Raw genomic sequence first — 17,342 nt, 5'->3', positions numbered from 1 at the left:
TCGCGATACGCTGGAGGCCGCGAAAGCGGCGGGTAACAAACAGTAGTGGGCGAGAGGGGACTCGAACCCCCACGTCAAAGACACAGGAACCTAAATCCTGCGCGTCTACCAATTCCGCCACTCGCCCGGGCGCCTATACAGTGTAGCGGATTTCAAGCTAAATCCGTGAGCGTGATGTCCGCTAGGCGCGGGGTCGGCAAATCCTCGCCGGAATCAGGGGGAGCCGGTGTTGCTTTCTTGGCGGCGTCAATCAAATCTTCCAGCGGTTTCGCGTTGCGAATCCAGCCCTCGGGCGAAGGCCATTCAGCTTGCGGACCGGGCGGTTCCGAACCTGCCGCTACCTTCGCCAGCAGAGCGTTCCGCGCAAAACACCACTTGGCTCGGGCAAAATCATCCAAACCGCGCGAATCCAAAATATCCACAATCGGCGGCAGCATCCGCACACAGTTCGCGTAAGCCTGGGGAGAGGAAAACTGCCAAGTCGGGTAAACCCACTTCCGGTCCAGAGTCCGGAACCCCAGCAGACGCCCGTCCCGCACCGCTTTCATAATCGCTTGGCGGGACACTCCCAGCCAGTCGCAAACATTACCGGTCCGACAAACGGGCCCCACCAGACTGTTGAGCGACATCGGTGCCGCCAGGAAAGCCTGGGCAAAGCGCGCCAATCGGTGCATATTTTCCCGGCTAGCCTCAGCCGCGGCGCGCGGGCGAGCCAAGAGCATCGTGCGGATGGTCTCTAAAAATTGTTCCTCTTCGTCGGTTAGTTCTCTCCGCACCGCTTCGCCTTTCGGTCAGAATAAGTAAACAAGTTTGTCTGATAGCGTCACTGCTACCACCAAGACTATCAAAAGCAAGATAATCGCGGTAATAAGCCAGCGTTGCGCCACCCAAACGCGGGCGAACCCGGTGTCAGGAAATAGCCAGCCGAGCCGCATCAGCGCCGCTCCGAGCTGCACCCACAGGACGATTGTGCACATCCAGACGATAAAACAGAACGGGCACAACTTCGTGAACTCAAAAATGGATTGGTGCAGGAAAAACACAATCAACGCCAGCGCTGCGGTCAAGCCCGCCTCAATCAGCATCACCAGCCAGCGTGGCACCCTCCCGCCGAACCAAGCCAGGAACACGCCTGCCAAACCGGCGAACAAACCGACTCCGACCAGTGCGTTAGGGATGCCGAACAGCAGGTGAGCTTGCCAGGTCGTCAGCGACGCCGAGCAGCCAATCAGCGGATTCAAATCGCATCCGAGATGCGCCGTGGGCTGTTTCAGCGTCTGGATTTCGGACAGCACCAGTTCCGCGCTCGCCGCCATCGCGATGACCGCCAGCACAATCAGCAGCACGAGGGTGGGGACGCCGGGCCGGGTTGCGCGAGCGTCCGGGGTGTCCGCATCGGCCGGGTTTTCCGGTTCCTCCGGGGTCACAAGGGAGGTCGGGTCCGGTTTCGTCGCGTTCGTTGCAGCCGCCGCGTCCGGCGCGGGCATTGGCGCTGGGCTCGGCGAGTGTGAGGAATCCGGAGCCGTTGCGTCGTCGGGTTCTTGCTTCATGAGGATTATTCTAACTTTTTTGTCCGCTCACCGGACGTAATGTTCCTGAACAGCGCTAAAACAGCGCAGCAACTACAACGACGGCCGCAGCGCAGCTCAGAAAAATTGTCGCAGCACCACACACCCGAAATCGCCACAAAAAGACCGAAACCTCCGCAACTCACTTGTGCGCCCGAACCCAACGAACTCGTGACGGGTTTAGCCGACAACCCCACCGAAATCTGGCCCGAGCCGCTTGCCGAGTTCAGTTTGTCACGAGCGCCAGAATCCTGTAAACTAAACTTTCGTTGCCCCGGTAGCTCAGTCGGCAGAGCGTCTCCATGGTAAGGAGAAGGTCCAGAGTTCGATTCTCTGCCGGGGCTCGCTTCACGCTTGACGGTTCGCGCCGCTGAGCAGCGAGGCGGGGTAGCTCAGTTGGTGAGAGCGCACGACTCATAATCGTGAGGTCGAGGGTTCGAATCCCTCCCCCGCTACGAACCCGAAACGGGTAACCGCAGGGGATAAGCGATTAGAAAGAAGTAGAACAGTGGCTGCAAAATCGAAAGACATTCGCCCGAAGATTACGTTGGCGTGCTCTGAATGCAAGGAGCGCAACTACATCACCAAGAAGAACCGGCGCAACACCCCGGATCGCTTGGAGCTGAACAAGTACTGCCCGCGCTGCAAGAAGTCCACGTCGCATAAGGAAACCCGCTAAGCGGTTTTTCACAAGCTTCCCGGCGTCGCCGTTACGGTGACGCCGGTTTTTCGTGTCTTAAGAGCCCGGTCACGAGCGCGGAGCGCGGGTTTTGCGGGGTCACGAGCGCGGGGGTGGTGGTTTTCGGGGGGTTGTGAGCGTGGGGTGTTGCTATTTGGCGATTAAATCGGGGTTGGTGGTTATATATGTCAGCTACCCCGATTTAATCGCGGATTTCGATCGCTTTGGGGATGTGCTGAGGTACGAGTATGGGGAGGCGCGGAGGTGAGTCGCTTGGCGCCGATTCAATCTAGGTTCGGGGAGCCGCAGATAGGCTTAGGGAGCCAGACAGAGGTTAAGAAAAGGGGGGCGGCCGCAGCCGCCCCCCAAAACTTCTCAGCAGAACTTACTTCAGCAAGTCCTTGAACTGGTCAACCAGGGAATCAGAGACTACGCCGAAGCCGCCCAGTCCCTTGAACTTACCTGCCAGAGCAGCATTAGCAGCGCGAGCCGCCTTGGCGTAATCGGTCACCGCCGCGGGAGCGGAACCAGCCTGAACCAGCAGAACCGGGCCGGCCAACTCGGCCTTGTTGTCGAGGAAACCGGCCACGGTCGCATCAGCGGAGGCCGTGCCGTTAGCGGCGTAGAGAGCCTTAGCTTTAGCGCCGTTCGGGTACTGCGCCTTGGCAATTTCCAGGGCGGTCTGGTAGCGATCCGCACCAGCGATACGGGAAGCCTTGGCGCCCGCTCCACCCAAATAAGTCTGGATGGCAGCATCGGTCGGACCGGCTTTGGCATCATTTATGGCCTTCTTCACGTCAGCATCGGCGTAAGCGATGGCTATGTCAACCTGAGCCTCGGTTAGGGTCAGACCGCCCATGGCTTTGGTGGCATTATCAACGGCGGTTTTCGCATCAGCCTTTTGCTTATCAGTAGCGTTTTGGGCCAGGTCATTTTGAGCCTTAACTGCAGCGTCCCGGGTGTTAGCCAGGTCCTTCAGTGCTTTCAAACCTTTATAGGTCATGACCAGGTTGCCCTTGGCGTCTTTCTCAACTGCCTGAGCGTGATCCAGTGCAACCTGGGAACTGTCCAGGCTGGACTGGCCGTCAACCTTGAAGATCTTTTCATTGCAGGCTGTAGATTTCAGATCCGTGCGGTTAATGCGCGGCAAGCTGGCAGTAATTGCTGATTTATTGGCAGGGTCAATCTTATTGCAAGCCTTCATCAAATCATCAACAGTCTTACCGTCAGCAATGGTGTACCAACCATCGAGTTTCATCTGAGCTTCACGAGCCGCCTTGTCCAAATCAGCCTTAGCCTTAGCCTTCGCCTGATCCGGGTTCAATCCAGAACCACCGCCAGCACCGTTGGCGCTAGCCGCCGCGCTCAATTCCGCGGGCAGAACAGCGCCTTCGCCACCCAGAGCGACAACCTCGGAGGGCTTCAAACGCTTGATTTCATTCAGGGTTGCGGCGGGCAGAGTACCGGAGCCGTTGGTCAACAGAATCGGAGCGCCATCGGTCATGGTGCCACCGACCAGGGCATCAACCAGGGTCATGCCGTTAGCCAAGTAAACCTTGGCGCTGGTCTTGCCCTCGGGGAACAAGTTCTTAGAGATCTCGGCAGCCGTCCCAAAACGGTCCGGGCCGGCCAGCCGGGTCACGGTAGCTTTCCCAGCGACCGCCTTTACTGCGGCATCGCTGACCGCACCGGTGCCACCCAGCACGACAACCTTGGTGGCCTTCAACTTGGCGATGGCTTCGGCCACGTTCTTTTGCACGGTGGGCGAATCGTTCACCAGCAGAAGGGGACCGCCGGGCAGTTTGCCGCCGGCGACCGCATCGGCTTGGGAGTCGCCGCGGGAGAGGAAAACCACGTCAGAGGTGCCAAAAGCGCTGGCCACCGAAATGGCGGTGTTGTAGCGATCCGCGCCGGCGTAACGGTCAGCTTCAGTCGCCGCCACCGCGCTCATCGGCACGGTCATAGACAGGGCAGCCACGGCCGCCCCGAAAGTCAAAACAGACTTCTTCATGTTTGTATTTCCTAACTTGTTGGTTGGATGAATTCCAAACTCATCCTATTGATAACTTCTGAATCTCGCAGGGGATAGTAAAGTTCCTACACCCCTAATACGTCTCAGAAGAGTGGATTCTTACAAGCATCATTAACTATACCATACCTGTATTTTAGAAACGGCCATCGGACTTCGGTGGGTTAGACTTAAACGGTGAGTGAAGAAACGACTAAAGACGAAAACCTGGCGGCCAGCGAGACGGAAATCCGCGCCACCTTGAAAGCTGCTCAGGAAACCTCGAAAGCGATTGAAGCCGACATCGCGGCGGGAAACGTAGGAAAGTACCGCATTCTGACGGGGGATCGCCCCACCGGATTCCTGCACATCGGGCACTATTTCGGCACCTTGAAAACGCGGGTGGATTTGCAGAACCTGGGCATTGATACCACGGTGCTCATCGCGGACTACCAGGTCATCACCGACCGGGACAACCTCGGCAACGTGCGCGAATACGTGTTGAACCTGGTGGCGGATTACCTGGCGGCGGGGATTGACCCCGAAAAATCCACGATTTTCTGCCATTCTCAGATTCCGGCCATCCACGAAATGCTGGTCATTTTCCTGTCCCTGGTGACCGAGGCGGAGCTGCACCGCAACCCGACCGTGAAAGCCGAGTTGGAAGCCGCCGAGCGTCCCATGTCCGGGCTGCTGCTGACCTACCCGGTGCATCAGGCCGCGGACATCCTGTGCGCCAAGGCGAACCTGGTGCCGGTGGGTCAGGATCAGCTGCCGCACCTGGAGCAAACCCGCGTGGTCGCCAAGCGGTTCAACAAACGTTACCCGCAGCGCGACCCGCAGACCGGCAAGAAGACCGGGCGCGGCGTGTTGCCGATGGCACAGGGCCTGCTGGGGCAGGGCGCGATGATCCTCGGCACTGACGGCCAAAAGATGAGCAAGTCGCGGCATAACACGGTGGAGCTGCGCGCCAGCGAGGACGACACCGCGAAAATCCTGAAAAAGGCCGTGACCGATTCGGATCGCCAGATTACTTTCGATCCCGTGCATCGTCCCGAAGTGTCGAACCTGCTGCTCATTGCCTCGCTGTGTACCGGGCAGGCGCCGGAGGACATCGCTGCGGAAATCGGAGCGGGCGGCGGCGGGGCGCTGAAAGCCCTGGTGACCCAGGCGCTGAACGAACACTTGCGCCCGCTGCGCCAGCGGCGCGCCGAACTGATGCAAGACGAAGGCTACTTGTGGGGCGTGTTGGCCCGCGGCAACGAAAAAGTCCGCGATGAAGCCAGCGACGTGCTACGTGAGATGAAAGCCGCTATGGGAATGAACTACGGGGTGTGATGGAACCGGACGACAAAAAACCAGAGGACCTGATTCGGCGCCGCGACCATGCCCAGGCCGTGGCAGACCGGATGGTGGAGCGCGCCCTGTGGATTATCAACTTGGATAATCAAGGCGCGTCAGTGAGCCCGGAAACCCGCGATGAGCTGGTGGATGAGACGACGGATATGCTGCTGGAATGGGCTTATGAGGTCGGGGAAGATTCTTTCCGGGCCGGGGAGTTCAAAGGGCGTCCCGGGGCGGCAGGGGAAAACAAGCCCTACCCGTCCTCGCCCGCGAAGGCCAATCCCAAAAGTCTGGGGCGCCGCGACTATCTGTTAGACGAATAGGCGCATTCTTCGGCGCATTCACAAGGGTGGGTCACGAGCGCGTCCGGCGGCTCGCCGTCCACGTCACCGGTGACCCGGCCTCACTTGTGCGCTAACCCTGAGAGCGTACGTTTGCGTTAGCTCGCCCGCCGCGCTGGTTTTCGCGCGACCCCACTACACCGCAGGTCACACGGCCTTATGCGCCACACACCGACACGGCACGCACCGGCGCAACGCACTGACGCGGCGCCCTAGTGCTTTTGGACTTTGCGCAAGGTGTTCAGCAAATCGATTTTCTCGTCCCCGGAGGGATTGTCCGGCACTTCGGCAAAGAAAATCCGCATCGAGAACGGCGCCATCTTGGATCTCATGCCGCGCACCGTCACGGGCAGCTCGGAAATGACTTCCGCCAAACGGATTCCGGAACCGGGGGTGACCCCGACTTCCTCGGCAAACAGCGCGACCGGGTCGTTCGTGTCTTGATGCCGGGCAGAGGGCGCCGCGGAGTTTAAACCGGTCAACAGCTGCAGCTTTTCCCCCGCGCTGCCTTCGCGGGCGCTCGGATCGGGCCAGGTGGAATCCCACACCAGCCGAAACACGCGGGAACGCGCCCGCGGGGGGTTAATCTGGACTTCGTCATTGGTCCCGTTAATCATGACCAGCAAATCCACGTCGTCCCAGGGGGCTCCGGAACGTAGCATCTGGAGGACGCGGTTGGCGGGATCGTGCCAGGCGCCGGGGGTCAAATGTTCGCCTTCGCGGTTGTACCACGACAGGTCTTGGAGCTTATCCCCGGCCTGGGGCATCCCGGAGGCGAACTCATCGGGGCGCATGACCGGGTGTTCGGCGCGCAAATGCAACAGGTAGCGGGCAGTTTCAAACAGTCCCTTTTGCCAGGGTTGCCAGCGCCAATCCAACCAGGAAATCGGCCCGTCCTGGCAATAGGCGTTATTGTTGCCGTTCTGTGTGTTCCCAAACTCGTCCCCCGCCAAAATCATGGGGGTGCCGGAGCTAATCGCCAGGGTGCCCCACAAGTTTCGCAAGGTTTTCAGCCGGTTTGTGGCGACTTTTACCATCTCGGTGCGGTTCAGCGGGTCGCCGTGGAAGGGTGTGGTGGGATCCATGCGGCTAAACCGGCGGGAGAAACCTTCGCCAGACTGCGGGTCGGGGCCGATTTCCGCGGCAGCGCTGGGTAGGTCCTCGTCCCCCAGTTCTTTGCCACTCAGCACGTGGCCTTCGTGACCGTGGTTCCACGAGTTATTGTTGTTCGTCCCGTCCCGGTTACCTTCCAGGTTGGCTTCGTTGTGTTTGTGGTCGAAAGTCACCAGGTCAGCCAGGGTAAAGCCGTCGTGGGCCGCGACAAAGTTGATGGACGCTCCCGGACCGCGGTTGTATTCGGCGATGTTGGAACCGTACAGGTCAGCCGACCCGGAGACGCGGGTGGCGAGCTCGTGCGGGCCGTGGGCGTGACGGCCGTGGGCCAGCGCCGCCGCATCGGTGAGCCAAAAACCCCTGATGCCGTCGCGGTAGCGGTCGTTCCAGTCCGCAAAAGGCGAGGGGAAGTTCCCGGTTTGCCACCCGTTCGGACCCATGTCCCACGGCTCGGCAATGAGTTTGCAGCCAGCCAGAACCGGGTCCGTCGCCATGCCCACAAAAGAAGGATGGCGCAGGGCGTACTGTTCACGGTTGCGCCCCAGCGTTACCCCCAAGTCGAAACGGAAACCGTCCACCCCGACTTCTCCGGCCCAATACCGTAGGGAATCCAACAGCAGCGCCACCGACTCGGTGGACGTGAAATCGACCGTATTGCCGCAGCCGGTGAAGTCTACCATCTGGTTGGGGTAGCCGTGATTCCACACGTAGTAACATTGCGGATCCAAGCCACGCAAGCTGAGAGACGGTCCCAGGGTGCCACCCTCGGCGGTATGGTTATAGACCACGTCCAACAGGATCTCGATACCGGCCTGGTGTAGCAGTGAGACCATGCCGCGGACCTCGTCCAAGACGGCCTGGGGGCCTTGACGCTGGGCGGCTTCGGTCGCGTAGGTCGGTTCGGGCGCGAAATAGCTCAGAGTCGAGTAGCCCCAATAGTTACTCAGGTTACGTTCCGCCAGAAACGGTTCGGGCATCTTGGCGTGAATCGGCAGCAGCTCAATAGCGGTCACGCCCAAGTTTTTCAGGTAATCAATGGTGACCGGGTTCGCCAAACCGGCGTAGGTACCCTGCAGTTCCGGGGGAATTCCGGGCAGTTGCCGGGTCAAACCTTTGACATGCGCTTCATAAATGACGGTGCGCCGCCAAGACGTGCGCGGCCGATCCGCTACCGGGAAAGAATGCGTGTTCACCACGACCGACAGTGCGTTGTAGTCCGCGGAATCCAACGGATCCATAGTGAGTTCGCGAGTCACGGGCTTTAGCTCGGCATCGACCTGATGGGCGTAAAGCTGGGGGCTGAGAACGGGGGGCTGCGTAATCGCTTTCGCGTAGGGGTCGAGCAGAACCTTTTGCGGGTTATAGAACACTCCCGCGTCGGGATCCCACGGCCCATAAGCCCGATATCCGTATACCTGACCGGGACGTACGCCACGAATGTTGCCGTGCCAAATCCCGCGGAACGGTCCGCGCAGTCGAATCCGGCGTTCGGACTGGTAGCGCCCGTTTTCGTCCGGAGAGTCGAACAGGCACACCTCTACCGCCGTGGCTTGGTGAGAATAAACGGAAAAGGCGACCCCGGATTCTGTAATAGTGGGTCCCAAGTGGTGTGGGTCGAGTTTCGGTTCCTCCGCGACCACGTCAGTGGGAGCAAATGTCGGTGTCGTCCCCTTCTTCTCGACAGTCATAGGTTCGACATTACCGGGAAAACGTCTCGCGTGCCGGACATTGTGAGCTTCGCCTAACTTGTGGCGGGTAATTCTGGCTTTTTCCGGTCGCGAGTTCTCTGCCGTCGCCCGATTTCAGTTACTGACGTTTTTCGTAAATGAGTTCCGGGGTTACAAGTGTGGTCCGCTGTCGGTAGCGGTGATGGTCGCCTGGGCGATAACTCGGTCTCCCCGGGGACTGTCCTGGTAAAGCACCAGGGATTGACCTGGCGCCACTCCGGTAACCTCATCGGCGGGCTGTAGCACCACCCGCAGTTCGATTCCGCCATCCCCGGTTTCCAGATACACGCCCTGCGGGGCGACGGGTTTGCCGTGGGCACGGAACTGGATAGTCAACCCGGGCGGGTCCAACTGACCCTCACCAGTTGCGCTGAGTCCCAGCTTGGTGGGGTCTATCAGCCAGTTCACCACCGGCCCGGCGTGAATTTCCGTGACCGTCAGCGCCTGGCGGGGAGCCACAAACACCGTGTTCGTTTCCGGATCCGTACCCTGTACGTAGCGGGGAGCGCCGTCCGCGTGAGGCCGGGGAATATGCAGGCCACGGCGCTGTCCGACCGTGTATTGGAAAGCGCCGTCATGCGAGCCCACCACCGCTCCGTCCTCGTCCACAATGGGACCCGGCGCCGCCCCGATACAGCCGCGCAAAAAGCCGCGCGTATCCCCGTCCGGGAGGAAACAAATATCAAAAGAATCCCGCTTGCCCGCCACCGGAATCCCCAGTGCCTCAGCTTCAGCGCGGGTGGCGGCCTTGTCCGTCACGTCCCCCAGCGGGAACACGGCTCGTGCCAACGCTGCGGCTCGTGCCCCTGCCAAAACGTAACTTTGGTCCTTGCCCATCGCCGACCCGCGTAGCAGGGCGAAGTCCGGAAACGCGCCGTCCGCACCGGTCTGGGGAACTCCCGCCGGAATCAACCCTGCCTGGCCGGGCCGCCACAGTCGGGCGTAGTGGCCGGTCGCGACATAATCGAAACCTTCTCGCAGGGCGCGTTCGATGACGTAACCAAACTTGATGAAACGGTTGCAATGCACACACGGATTCGGGGTCAGTCCCTCGCGATAAGCCTGCACAAACGAATCCATCACGACCCGGTTGAACCGCTCGGCCAAGTCCCACACCTGCAACTCGACCCCCAGGAAATCTGCGACCCGGCGCGCATCAGCCAGGGCATCGACCGGCTCGGCAGAAGCGGCAGGACGCGACCACGGGCGGGAGGGGGACTCCAACTGCATAAAGAAGCCCGAAACTTCGTGACCGGCTGCTTGCAAGCGTGCGGTCGCCACGGCGGAATCCACCCCGCCGGATAATCCCATTAAAATTTTCGCCAAGTTTTTCCTCCTCAGTGACCTCACATTCTACCGTTTCCCATTGTGCTGGCTCCCGCCAGCCCCGAGACCTCGGGAATTTGCCTACTTGAAAGGGAAAACAATGGAAGAACTGACAACCACCGAACCCCGCGCTGACTTCGAACCGCGCACTTTCGCCGATTTTGGCCGGATTTGGCTGGAAAGCCGGGTCGACCTCAAGCCGACCACCCGGGCAAGTTATCGTTCGATGCTAAACACGGTCAACCTGGAATTTGGGGAACAGGCTCCGAACCAGGTCAGCTACCTGCAGGTCGTCTCCTGGGTTGCGAAGCTCGCTCAACAGGGCGTCAGCCCTACCGGGGTGCGTCAGGCTTATCAAATCGTGGGGCAGGTACTGGCGTTGGCCAACCGGTTGGGGGCCATCGAAAGCAACGTTGCGGCCGGGGTGCCGCTGCCGACTGTGTGCCGCACCGGACGCCACCGCTACTTGACTGTGCTGCAGCTAGAATCCCTGGCGCTGGAAATTGGGTGGTGGCGGTTGACCCGCGAACCCTCGGGGGTTATTTTGCCCGGCGGTTTGGGACAGAATGTGGTGTTTTTGCGCAAGAAAGGTCGCGGCGGGTACCTGACTCGGCGCAAGTCCCGGGCGGGGGCGATAGACGCGGGGTTGGCCTCGCTGGCTCGGGCGCGCGGTGGGCAAACCCCTGCGCCGGGTGGCAATCAACTGGAAATTTTGGTGCGTTTGCTGGGGTACACCGGTTTACGTATTGGGGAAGCCCTGGCGTTGACCCCCGCTGCGGTCGACTTGGAACGCCGCGTGATTCGGATTGAACGGGCGGTGTCGGAGGTGTCGGGGCGGCAAGTATTCGGTACTCCCAAGAACGGGCGCACCCGGGTCGTGCCGATACCGGATTTCTTGCGCCGCGACTTGCGGGTATTGACCCGGGCGGCGTGCGGAGGCGACGATTTCCTGTTCGCCACGAAACACGGCACCCCCCTGCGGGCCTCCAACCTGCGCTTACACTTCGACATGGCGGCGCTCGCGGTCGGACAGGCCGGACTGCACATACACGACCTGCGCCACACCGCCGCCACTTTGGCGGTGTCGGCGGGAGCTAACGTGAAGGCGGTGCAGCGCATGCTGGGGCATTCCTCGGCTTCGCTGACCCTTGATGTCTATGCGGACTTGTTTGAACCAGACTTGGGCGATGTCGCCGGGGCGTTGAGCCGGATGCGGCAAACGACTCTGCGCCGGGCTGCCGCCTAGTGCGAACGAGTTATACACATGGCCTGTGGAAAAAATGTGGATGAAGGAGTTTCCGGCGGAAAAGTGCAGGTAAACTCCAGGTTAATAAAGGGGTGAAAAAATGGCGTAATATCAGGTGAATTGCTGCAAATACCCAGTTCAGAACCCTGACGGCGGTGACGGGTTTGTTAATACAAACCGATGTGCGATTTCCCCAGTAAACTCTGCAAAACTGTCCCCAACACCTGTGGATAACTTGTGGAAACTGTGCGCAGGGAGACGGGTTTTCGTCCTGTTTACCTAGGCTGGCTTTGATAGGCTGAAGCCATGAACGAACCTTTGGCGGGCACCAGCGGGCTGCCTGATGATCAGCCGGTGACCGGAGAGTGCCCCGAGCATGGCGCGGGTAGCCTGCCGGGGCGGCCCTCTACCAGCCGTGAAGAATACAACCGTGTCGTTTTTCTGGCGCGGGTCGTGTTGGGATTCACGGTGGTGGCGGCGGCGACGCTGATAGTCATTGCTCTCACGGCGCACCGGGACTATCCCTCCATCGTGGTCAGCATCGTGATGGTGGCGGCGGCTGTGTTCTATTACGTCAGGACGACCCGCGCGGTGAAGCGGGATCTCGATATCGGCCCTGAACTGGGGGAATAGGTTTTTTCGCGGTCGCAGCTGTCCTGTGGCCCACCTAGGCTGGACCCCACGAAAACGGTGCGCTGCCCTGACGAAAAGTGCAAGAATGGGGGCATGAGTAAAAATCGTGTTTCTGCGCGCCTTGCCGCCATTGCCCCGTCCGCGACCCTCGCTGTCGATAGTAAAGCGAAAGAACTGAAAGCTGCCGGAAAGCCGGTCATCGGCTTCGGCGCTGGTGAACCGGATTTTCCGACCCCCGATTACATAGTGGAAGCCGCCGTGGCGGCCTGTAAAGACCCCGCGAACCACCACTACACCCAAGGCAAAGGGATGCTGGTCACCCGCGAAGCCATCGCCGCCAAGACCTTGCGCGACTCCGGCTACGAAATCGACCCGAACAACGTCATCGTCACCAACGGCGGGAAACAATCCGTGTTCCAGGCTTTTGCCGCCACCGTCGACCCCGGCGACGAAGTGCTGCTGCCCGCGCCCTATTGGACCACTTACCCCGAGGCGATTCGCCTGGCTGGCGGCGTTCCGGTGGAAGTTTTCGCCGGTGCTGACCGGGACTACAAAGTCACCCCGGAGGACTTGGAGGCGAAACGCAGCGAGCGAACCAAAGTCCTGCTGATGTGTTCGCCGTCCAACCCGACCGGCACGGTCTACACCCCCGAGGAGCTGACCGCCATCGGCCAGTGGGCTGTGGAAAAGGGCGTGTGGGTCATCAGCGATGAGATTTATGAACACCTGCTCTATGACGACGCTAAGCCTGCTCACATTCTGAAGCTGGTTCCGGAACTGGCGGACACCTGCGTCATTGTCAACGGCGTGGCGAAGTCCTACGCCATGACCGGGTGGCGTCTGGGCTGGATGAACGGCCCGACTGATGTCATCAAGGCCGCCACGAACTTCCAGTCCCACCTGACTTCCAACGTGTGCAACATTGCCCAGCGGGCCGCCATCGCGGCGTTGAACGGGCCGCTGGATGCGGTGGAACAGATGCGTCAAGCCTTTGACCAGCGTCGTCAGACCATCGTGCGGATGTTGCGTGAGATTGACGGTTTGCAGGTACCGGTGCCACGCGGCGCGTTCTATGTGTATCCCGACGTCACGGGGTTGTTTGGGCGTAGCTTGGATGGGGAGCGTATCGAGTCCTCCTCCCAGCTGGCGGCCATGATTTTGGACAAGGCCGAAGTTGCGGTCGTTCCCGGTGAGGCTTTCGGCCCCAGCGGCTTTATCCGCATGTCCTATGCTCTTTCCGATGCTGACCTGGTTGAAGGGGTTGGCCGGGTGCAGGATTTGCTGGCAAAAGTGAAGTAGATTTTGGATTTCACCGGGGGCGGCGCGTTGGGGTGTTGCCCCCGGTGAAATGTTTTAATCCGGCTCGGTATTAGCGCGCTTGAAAGTTATGGCAGATTTGCCTTATCATTGAGGACGCTGCGTTTTTCGTTTCCGCCCTGCGGGGCTTACGCAAAACTAGGGAAGTGGCGCAATTGGTAGCGCAACGGTCTCCAAAACCGTAGGTTGCAGGTTCGAGTCCTGTCTTCCCTGCCACTTGGCTCATACAGTTTCCAACGTTTCCGGGAGTGTCTGTGTACCGAAGCCGACCCAGTACCGCCCTTTTCCTGCTGTTTTTCCTGGCGGGAATCGTCGCGCTGGTCGCGGTCGCGGCGGGTCTCGGAGCTGTGAATCAACACCACACACCGGCCCCAGTGACCTCAGCCGCGACCCGCACTCCTGCGCCTCTGGCTCCAACCACCCTAACCGTGGCGATGACCGGGGACATTTTGAGCCACGGCTGGGTCACAGCGGCGTCTCGAGAGGCGGACGGGCAATATCACCTAGAGAAACTGCTGGCAGAGGTGAAGCCCTACCTGGAACGCGCCGACCTGGCCTTGTGCCATCAAGAAATTCCCTACGGAAAACCCGGACAAGCTCCCCACGGCTACCCGATTTTCAACGCCCCGATGGATTGGGCAAACGGCCTGGTCCAGGTCGGTTATGACGGCTGTTCCACGGCGTCGAACCACAGTTGGGACCAAGGGACTGCGGGTATCACCCACACGTTGGAAGTGCTGCAAAACGCCGGGCTGGGGACGGCTGGGACCCGCGCGAATGTCGAGCAAACCCCTTGGCAAATGTATGAAATTCACAAGGGGGGACGCACCGTACACGTGGCACACCTATCGTTTACGTACGGGTTGAATTTTGAATCCGTGCCGGAAGTGGACCATCACCCTTACCTGGTGGAAATCAACGATGTCGAGCAAATCATCGAGTATGCTCGGCAAGCCCGCCAGGCCGGGGCGGACATCGTGATCGTCAGTCCCCACGGCGGCAGCGAATACGTCTATGAACCCCAGCCCCAACAGCGGCAATGGGCACAGGCTCTGGCGCAATCCGGGGTCGTGGACGCCTATGTCGGCCACCACGCCCACGTTCCCCAGCCAATTACGCTCACGCCCGGAGGAGTGCACGGTACCGGGATGTGGACCTATTTCGGCACCGGAAACCTGCTGACCAGCCAAACCCCCGATATGGGAATCGGCACTCAGATTGAGTCGATTGCGTGGCTGAGCTTTGACATCTCCGGGTCGGAGAAACACCCGCAGGTCACTCTCAGCCAAGCGGCGTGGGTCCCGGTCGTGCTGGACCGCAGCCGATTCCACGCGGTTCCCGTCCACGATTTCGATGGCGGAGCCGCCCCGCCCGGCTCGCGTCTCGATGCCGCTACCGTCCAGCGCTACCATGAGGAACTGGTGAAAGTGATGGGAACTGAGGCGACAGAACTGAAGTCCCCGCCTCCTGCTCCGGCTGAGCCCGCTGCGGTGACGGTCTTGGCACGTTAGACGCCGCCGAGCCGGTCGCGGGGTCAGCCTCGCACGAGCCGCGTACCAACCGAGTAACAGCCCCGTACCGGCCGCGGACGATTGGCTTTAGGTACGGTTTTCTACTATGATTTGACACATCCCCCCGTTAATTTGTTTAGGGTGAAGTGTGCCCGCGGCGGGGAAAGAAATTGCCTACAGGAGGAACAAATAATGGCAGAAACCGAAGGTGCCATTCAGCCGGCGAAAAAAGCCGAAGCTACCCCTAGCGCTGATCAGGAACTTGGTTTTTTCGCGCGTATCATGCAGTTTTTCCGCCAAGTCGTGGATGAGATGAAAAAAGTTGTCTATCCCACCAGAGAAGAACTGTGGCGCTACTTCTTGGTCGTGATTGTTTTCGTGGCGATCATCATGACCGCGGTCGGGTTGATGGATTTGGGCTTCGGAGCCCTGACCGACCTTATCTTTAGCTAGGCCTCTTTGGTCTTTTCAACATCATCGCCCCACGAGGAATATCAGTAATGTCAGACGAGAACGAATTGCAAGAAAACGCTGCTGTGGCTGAAGAAGCCCAGCTGGAGCCTAACCAGGCCGCCGAGGCCGCCCCGCCCGCCGAGGACGCTTTGGCGGCTGAACCGGACCTAGAGGAAGTCCCCGCGAACGTGGACCCCGCAACTGGTGAAATCATCGAGGACACCGCGGATGCTGCGGAAACCGAGACGGAGGAACTCGACCCGAAGCAGGCACTCGAAGTTGAGCTACGCGCTTTGCCGGGCCGGTGGTACGTGGTACACACGTACTCTTCCTACGAAAAACGTGTGAAACAGAACATTGAACAGCGCGTGGCGAATAATCCCGGCATGGAAGATTATGTCTACCAGGTCGAGATTCCGATGGAAGAACATGTCGAAGTCAAGGCCAAGAGCCGCAAGGTCGTGCAGCGTCCGCGCATTCCAGGCTACGTTTTGGTGCGCATGGACATGGATGAGAACTCGTGGCGTCTGGTGAAGGACACCCCGGCCGTGACTGGTTTTGTGGGAAACCAGCAAGATCCCGTGCCGCTGACGTTGGCGGAAGTGGTCAATATGCTGGCTCCGACCGCCAAGGAGGCCGCGAAAGTGGCGGTGGAAGACGGTCAAGTCGAGATTTCACAAGCGACGCAGCGAACTGCTCCGGTGGCGACGGATTTCGAGGTGGGTCAGTCGGTGACTATTACCTCCGGTCCGTTCGAGACGCTTTCCGCGACGATTGCCGAGGTCAACGCCGAAACTCAGAAGCTGACCGTGTTGGTCACTATCTTCGAGCGCGAGACCCCGGTGGAGTTGAACTTCAACCAGGTCGCCAAAATCGACTGATTTTTCAGGCTTGGCGGCGGGCGCGGGACTTCCATCCTGCGCCCGCCCGGGCTTTCCGAGTGTTCTCAGATGTTCCAAGAACACTATGGTTTAAGATTTAAGAGAATCCCATCGCTGGGTGCTACTGTTGGTGCGGTACCGAGCATCTCAGCCTATCCACTTTTTTCTCACCCGGTTAAGGTATTTCCTTTGGAAATCGCGCTTACTCTGGAAGAAAAGTAGGTCCGTGTGTGTTGCTGATTTGGTCTGGAATTTTAAGCGTGTCAACTCTATGGTGCAGAAGTAATCCGCGACCTGCGCTAAACGGTATTCACGAAACCCGCCCGGCTTAAATACGGAAACCTGTCGCGCTAATGCTTGAGTAAACACCTCTCGTAAGGCCATTTCAACGGTCGGTTGACCGCCGTCGTAGTAAATCTTTACCTGGTCAAAACCTAGCAGCCACTCAAGTTGAAACTACGCAATGCCTCTGGCAAAACCGTTTGCAGAGCCTCCAGTCCAGGCGCGGTCTTTCGTTCAAACACGAAAGACCGGTAATGAATCGGGAGCCGCAGAGCAAACGCATTGAAGGCAAATAGGTATTTCAAACGCAACGCCACGTCTAGATTCTCGTAATCTTCGTTACCGCGTAGTAAAGGCGAAGAATGCATGGGGATGTCAGTGAGACCGCGAATCCTCAAAGCCGATTCATAATCAGATATTGGCCCGGTCACATCCTCGGATTGGTCATGCAGAACCAAAGTTAACAGGTAATAGCCACTAGTGTCGGCCTCGGTGCCGGATTCGTCAGCAAAGATACTCAGTTCTCGCACGGTAATCGAAAAAGATACAGTTTGAGCCGGGACTTTCACCTCCCGGCTCAGTGAACGGTTCGTCCACAAACTTGGCAGCAGATACTCTCGCATCCACCAACTCAAATTTACCATGTTCCTCGACTACCCGGCAATAGCCAGGATTCATCTCCGCTGGTAATCGGCAAATCTGTCTGCTTACCTCATGTAGAACCTACGACATGTTTTTGGGTGGAGCTGGCTCTAGTAAGAACCCACAATTGGGCGTGGCAAAAATAGGACGCAAATGGGAAATTTTGGTGAAATTGCAACGATTTTAGTGGTACGCCATCAGGGACTCGAACCCTGAACCCACTGATTAAGAGTCAGTTGCTCTGCCAATTGAGCTAATGGCGCTTTGCGTT

At 59.3% G+C, this 17,342-nt stretch carries 15 protein-coding genes and 5 tRNA genes; 12 read left to right on the top strand and 8 right to left on the bottom strand.

Features of this window, described 5'->3' with window-relative positions:
* Positions 1-46: 46 nt before the first annotated feature.
* The 3 genes from RQ935_RS06745 to RQ935_RS06735 all read right to left on the bottom strand — a co-directional run bounded on the left by RQ935_RS06745 (position 47) and on the right by RQ935_RS06735 (position 1,550).
* A tRNA-Leu gene (locus RQ935_RS06745) sits at positions 47-127 on the bottom strand.
* A 25-nt stretch (positions 128-152) separates the two neighbouring features.
* Positions 153-776: a hypothetical protein gene (locus RQ935_RS06740; protein ID WP_311497710.1), complete on the bottom strand. Its 624-nt coding sequence runs from the start codon at positions 774-776 to the stop codon at positions 153-155.
* 15 nt (positions 777-791) lie between these two features.
* On the bottom strand, positions 792-1,550 hold the full coding sequence (locus RQ935_RS06735) for a vitamin K epoxide reductase family protein (protein ID WP_311497709.1): 759 nt from the start codon (positions 1,548-1,550) through the stop codon (positions 792-794).
* Positions 1,551-1,839: 289 nt separating this feature from the next.
* Here RQ935_RS06735 and RQ935_RS06730 point away from each other — a divergent pair.
* The 3 genes from RQ935_RS06730 to rpmG all read left to right on the top strand — a co-directional run bounded on the left by RQ935_RS06730 (position 1,840) and on the right by rpmG (position 2,247).
* Positions 1,840-1,912: transfer RNA gene (locus RQ935_RS06730), tRNA-Thr, on the top strand.
* 37 nt (positions 1,913-1,949) lie between these two features.
* Positions 1,950-2,023: transfer RNA gene (locus RQ935_RS06725), tRNA-Met, on the top strand.
* 53 nt (positions 2,024-2,076) lie between these two features.
* Entirely contained in the window at positions 2,077-2,247 is a 171-nt protein-coding gene (rpmG, locus tag RQ935_RS06720) for a 50S ribosomal protein L33 (RefSeq protein ID WP_295028487.1), read from the top strand.
* Between the two features lie 385 nt (positions 2,248-2,632).
* On the opposite strand, the gene RQ935_RS06715 is transcribed toward rpmG, so the two are convergent.
* Entirely contained in the window at positions 2,633-4,258 is a 1,626-nt protein-coding gene (locus RQ935_RS06715) for a cell wall-binding repeat-containing protein (RefSeq protein WP_311497708.1), read from the bottom strand.
* A 225-nt stretch (positions 4,259-4,483) separates the two neighbouring features.
* Between RQ935_RS06715 and trpS the strand changes: the two genes are divergently transcribed.
* The gene (gene trpS / locus RQ935_RS06710; RefSeq protein WP_399532174.1) at positions 4,484-5,593 is read left to right on the top strand and encodes a tryptophan--tRNA ligase; all 1,110 of its coding nucleotides are present in this window, start codon (positions 4,484-4,486) and stop codon (positions 5,591-5,593) included.
* Positions 5,593-5,922 carry an isocitrate dehydrogenase gene (locus tag RQ935_RS06705; protein WP_282922634.1) on the top strand — a complete coding sequence of 110 codons (330 nt, stop codon included), beginning with the start codon at positions 5,593-5,595 and terminating at the stop codon, positions 5,920-5,922. Before trpS ends, RQ935_RS06705 begins: the two co-directional genes overlap by 1 nt.
* A gap of 230 nt (positions 5,923-6,152) precedes the next feature.
* On the opposite strand, the gene RQ935_RS06700 is transcribed toward RQ935_RS06705, so the two are convergent.
* A complete protein-coding gene (locus RQ935_RS06700) occupies positions 6,153-8,741 on the bottom strand; it encodes a glycogen-debranching protein (RefSeq protein ID WP_298635782.1) in 2,589 nt (862 codons plus the stop codon).
* 150 nt (positions 8,742-8,891) lie between these two features.
* The gene (gene mnmA, locus RQ935_RS06695) at positions 8,892-10,121 is read right to left on the bottom strand and encodes a tRNA 2-thiouridine(34) synthase MnmA (protein WP_298635411.1); all 1,230 of its coding nucleotides are present in this window, start codon (positions 10,119-10,121) and stop codon (positions 8,892-8,894) included.
* An 85-nt stretch (positions 10,122-10,206) separates the two neighbouring features.
* On the opposite strand from mnmA, the gene RQ935_RS06690 reads away from it, so the two are divergent.
* From RQ935_RS06690 to nusG, 7 genes are all read left to right on the top strand, one after another.
* Positions 10,207-11,352: a tyrosine-type recombinase/integrase gene (locus RQ935_RS06690; protein ID WP_311497706.1), complete on the top strand. Its 1,146-nt coding sequence runs from the start codon at positions 10,207-10,209 to the stop codon at positions 11,350-11,352.
* 306 nt (positions 11,353-11,658) lie between these two features.
* Entirely contained in the window at positions 11,659-11,985 is a 327-nt protein-coding gene (locus RQ935_RS06685) for a hypothetical protein (RefSeq protein ID WP_297346675.1), read from the top strand.
* 93 nt (positions 11,986-12,078) lie between these two features.
* Positions 12,079-13,284: a pyridoxal phosphate-dependent aminotransferase gene (locus RQ935_RS06680; RefSeq protein ID WP_282921160.1), complete on the top strand. Its 1,206-nt coding sequence runs from the start codon at positions 12,079-12,081 to the stop codon at positions 13,282-13,284.
* A gap of 158 nt (positions 13,285-13,442) precedes the next feature.
* Positions 13,443-13,518, top strand: a tRNA-Trp gene (locus RQ935_RS06675).
* Positions 13,519-13,556: 38 nt separating this feature from the next.
* Complete coding sequence (locus RQ935_RS06670; protein ID WP_311497705.1) at positions 13,557-14,813, top strand: CapA family protein; 1,257 nt, start codon at positions 13,557-13,559, stop codon at positions 14,811-14,813.
* A gap of 192 nt (positions 14,814-15,005) precedes the next feature.
* Positions 15,006-15,266 (top strand): preprotein translocase subunit SecE, encoded by a 261-nt coding sequence (secE, locus tag RQ935_RS06665; protein ID WP_282921162.1) that lies wholly within the window; start codon positions 15,006-15,008, stop codon positions 15,264-15,266.
* A gap of 47 nt (positions 15,267-15,313) precedes the next feature.
* On the top strand, positions 15,314-16,147 hold the full coding sequence (gene nusG / locus RQ935_RS06660) for a transcription termination/antitermination protein NusG (RefSeq protein ID WP_298635404.1): 834 nt from the start codon (positions 15,314-15,316) through the stop codon (positions 16,145-16,147).
* Positions 16,148-16,581: 434 nt separating this feature from the next.
* Here the strand turns inward: nusG and RQ935_RS06655 are convergent, their stop codons facing one another.
* Positions 16,582-17,073 carry a hypothetical protein gene (locus tag RQ935_RS06655; RefSeq protein ID WP_311497704.1) on the bottom strand — a complete coding sequence of 164 codons (492 nt, stop codon included), beginning with the start codon at positions 17,071-17,073 and terminating at the stop codon, positions 16,582-16,584.
* Positions 17,074-17,258: 185 nt separating this feature from the next.
* Positions 17,259-17,334: transfer RNA gene (locus RQ935_RS06650), tRNA-Lys, on the bottom strand.
* Positions 17,335-17,342 lie beyond the last annotated feature (8 nt).

This window comes from uncultured Mobiluncus sp. (assembly GCF_963511525.1).
Classification (GTDB): Bacteria; Actinomycetota; Actinomycetes; order Actinomycetales; family Actinomycetaceae; genus Mobiluncus.
Note: the sequence above shows the minus strand (reverse complement) of the source record. Positions and strands in the feature narration are given on the sequence as shown.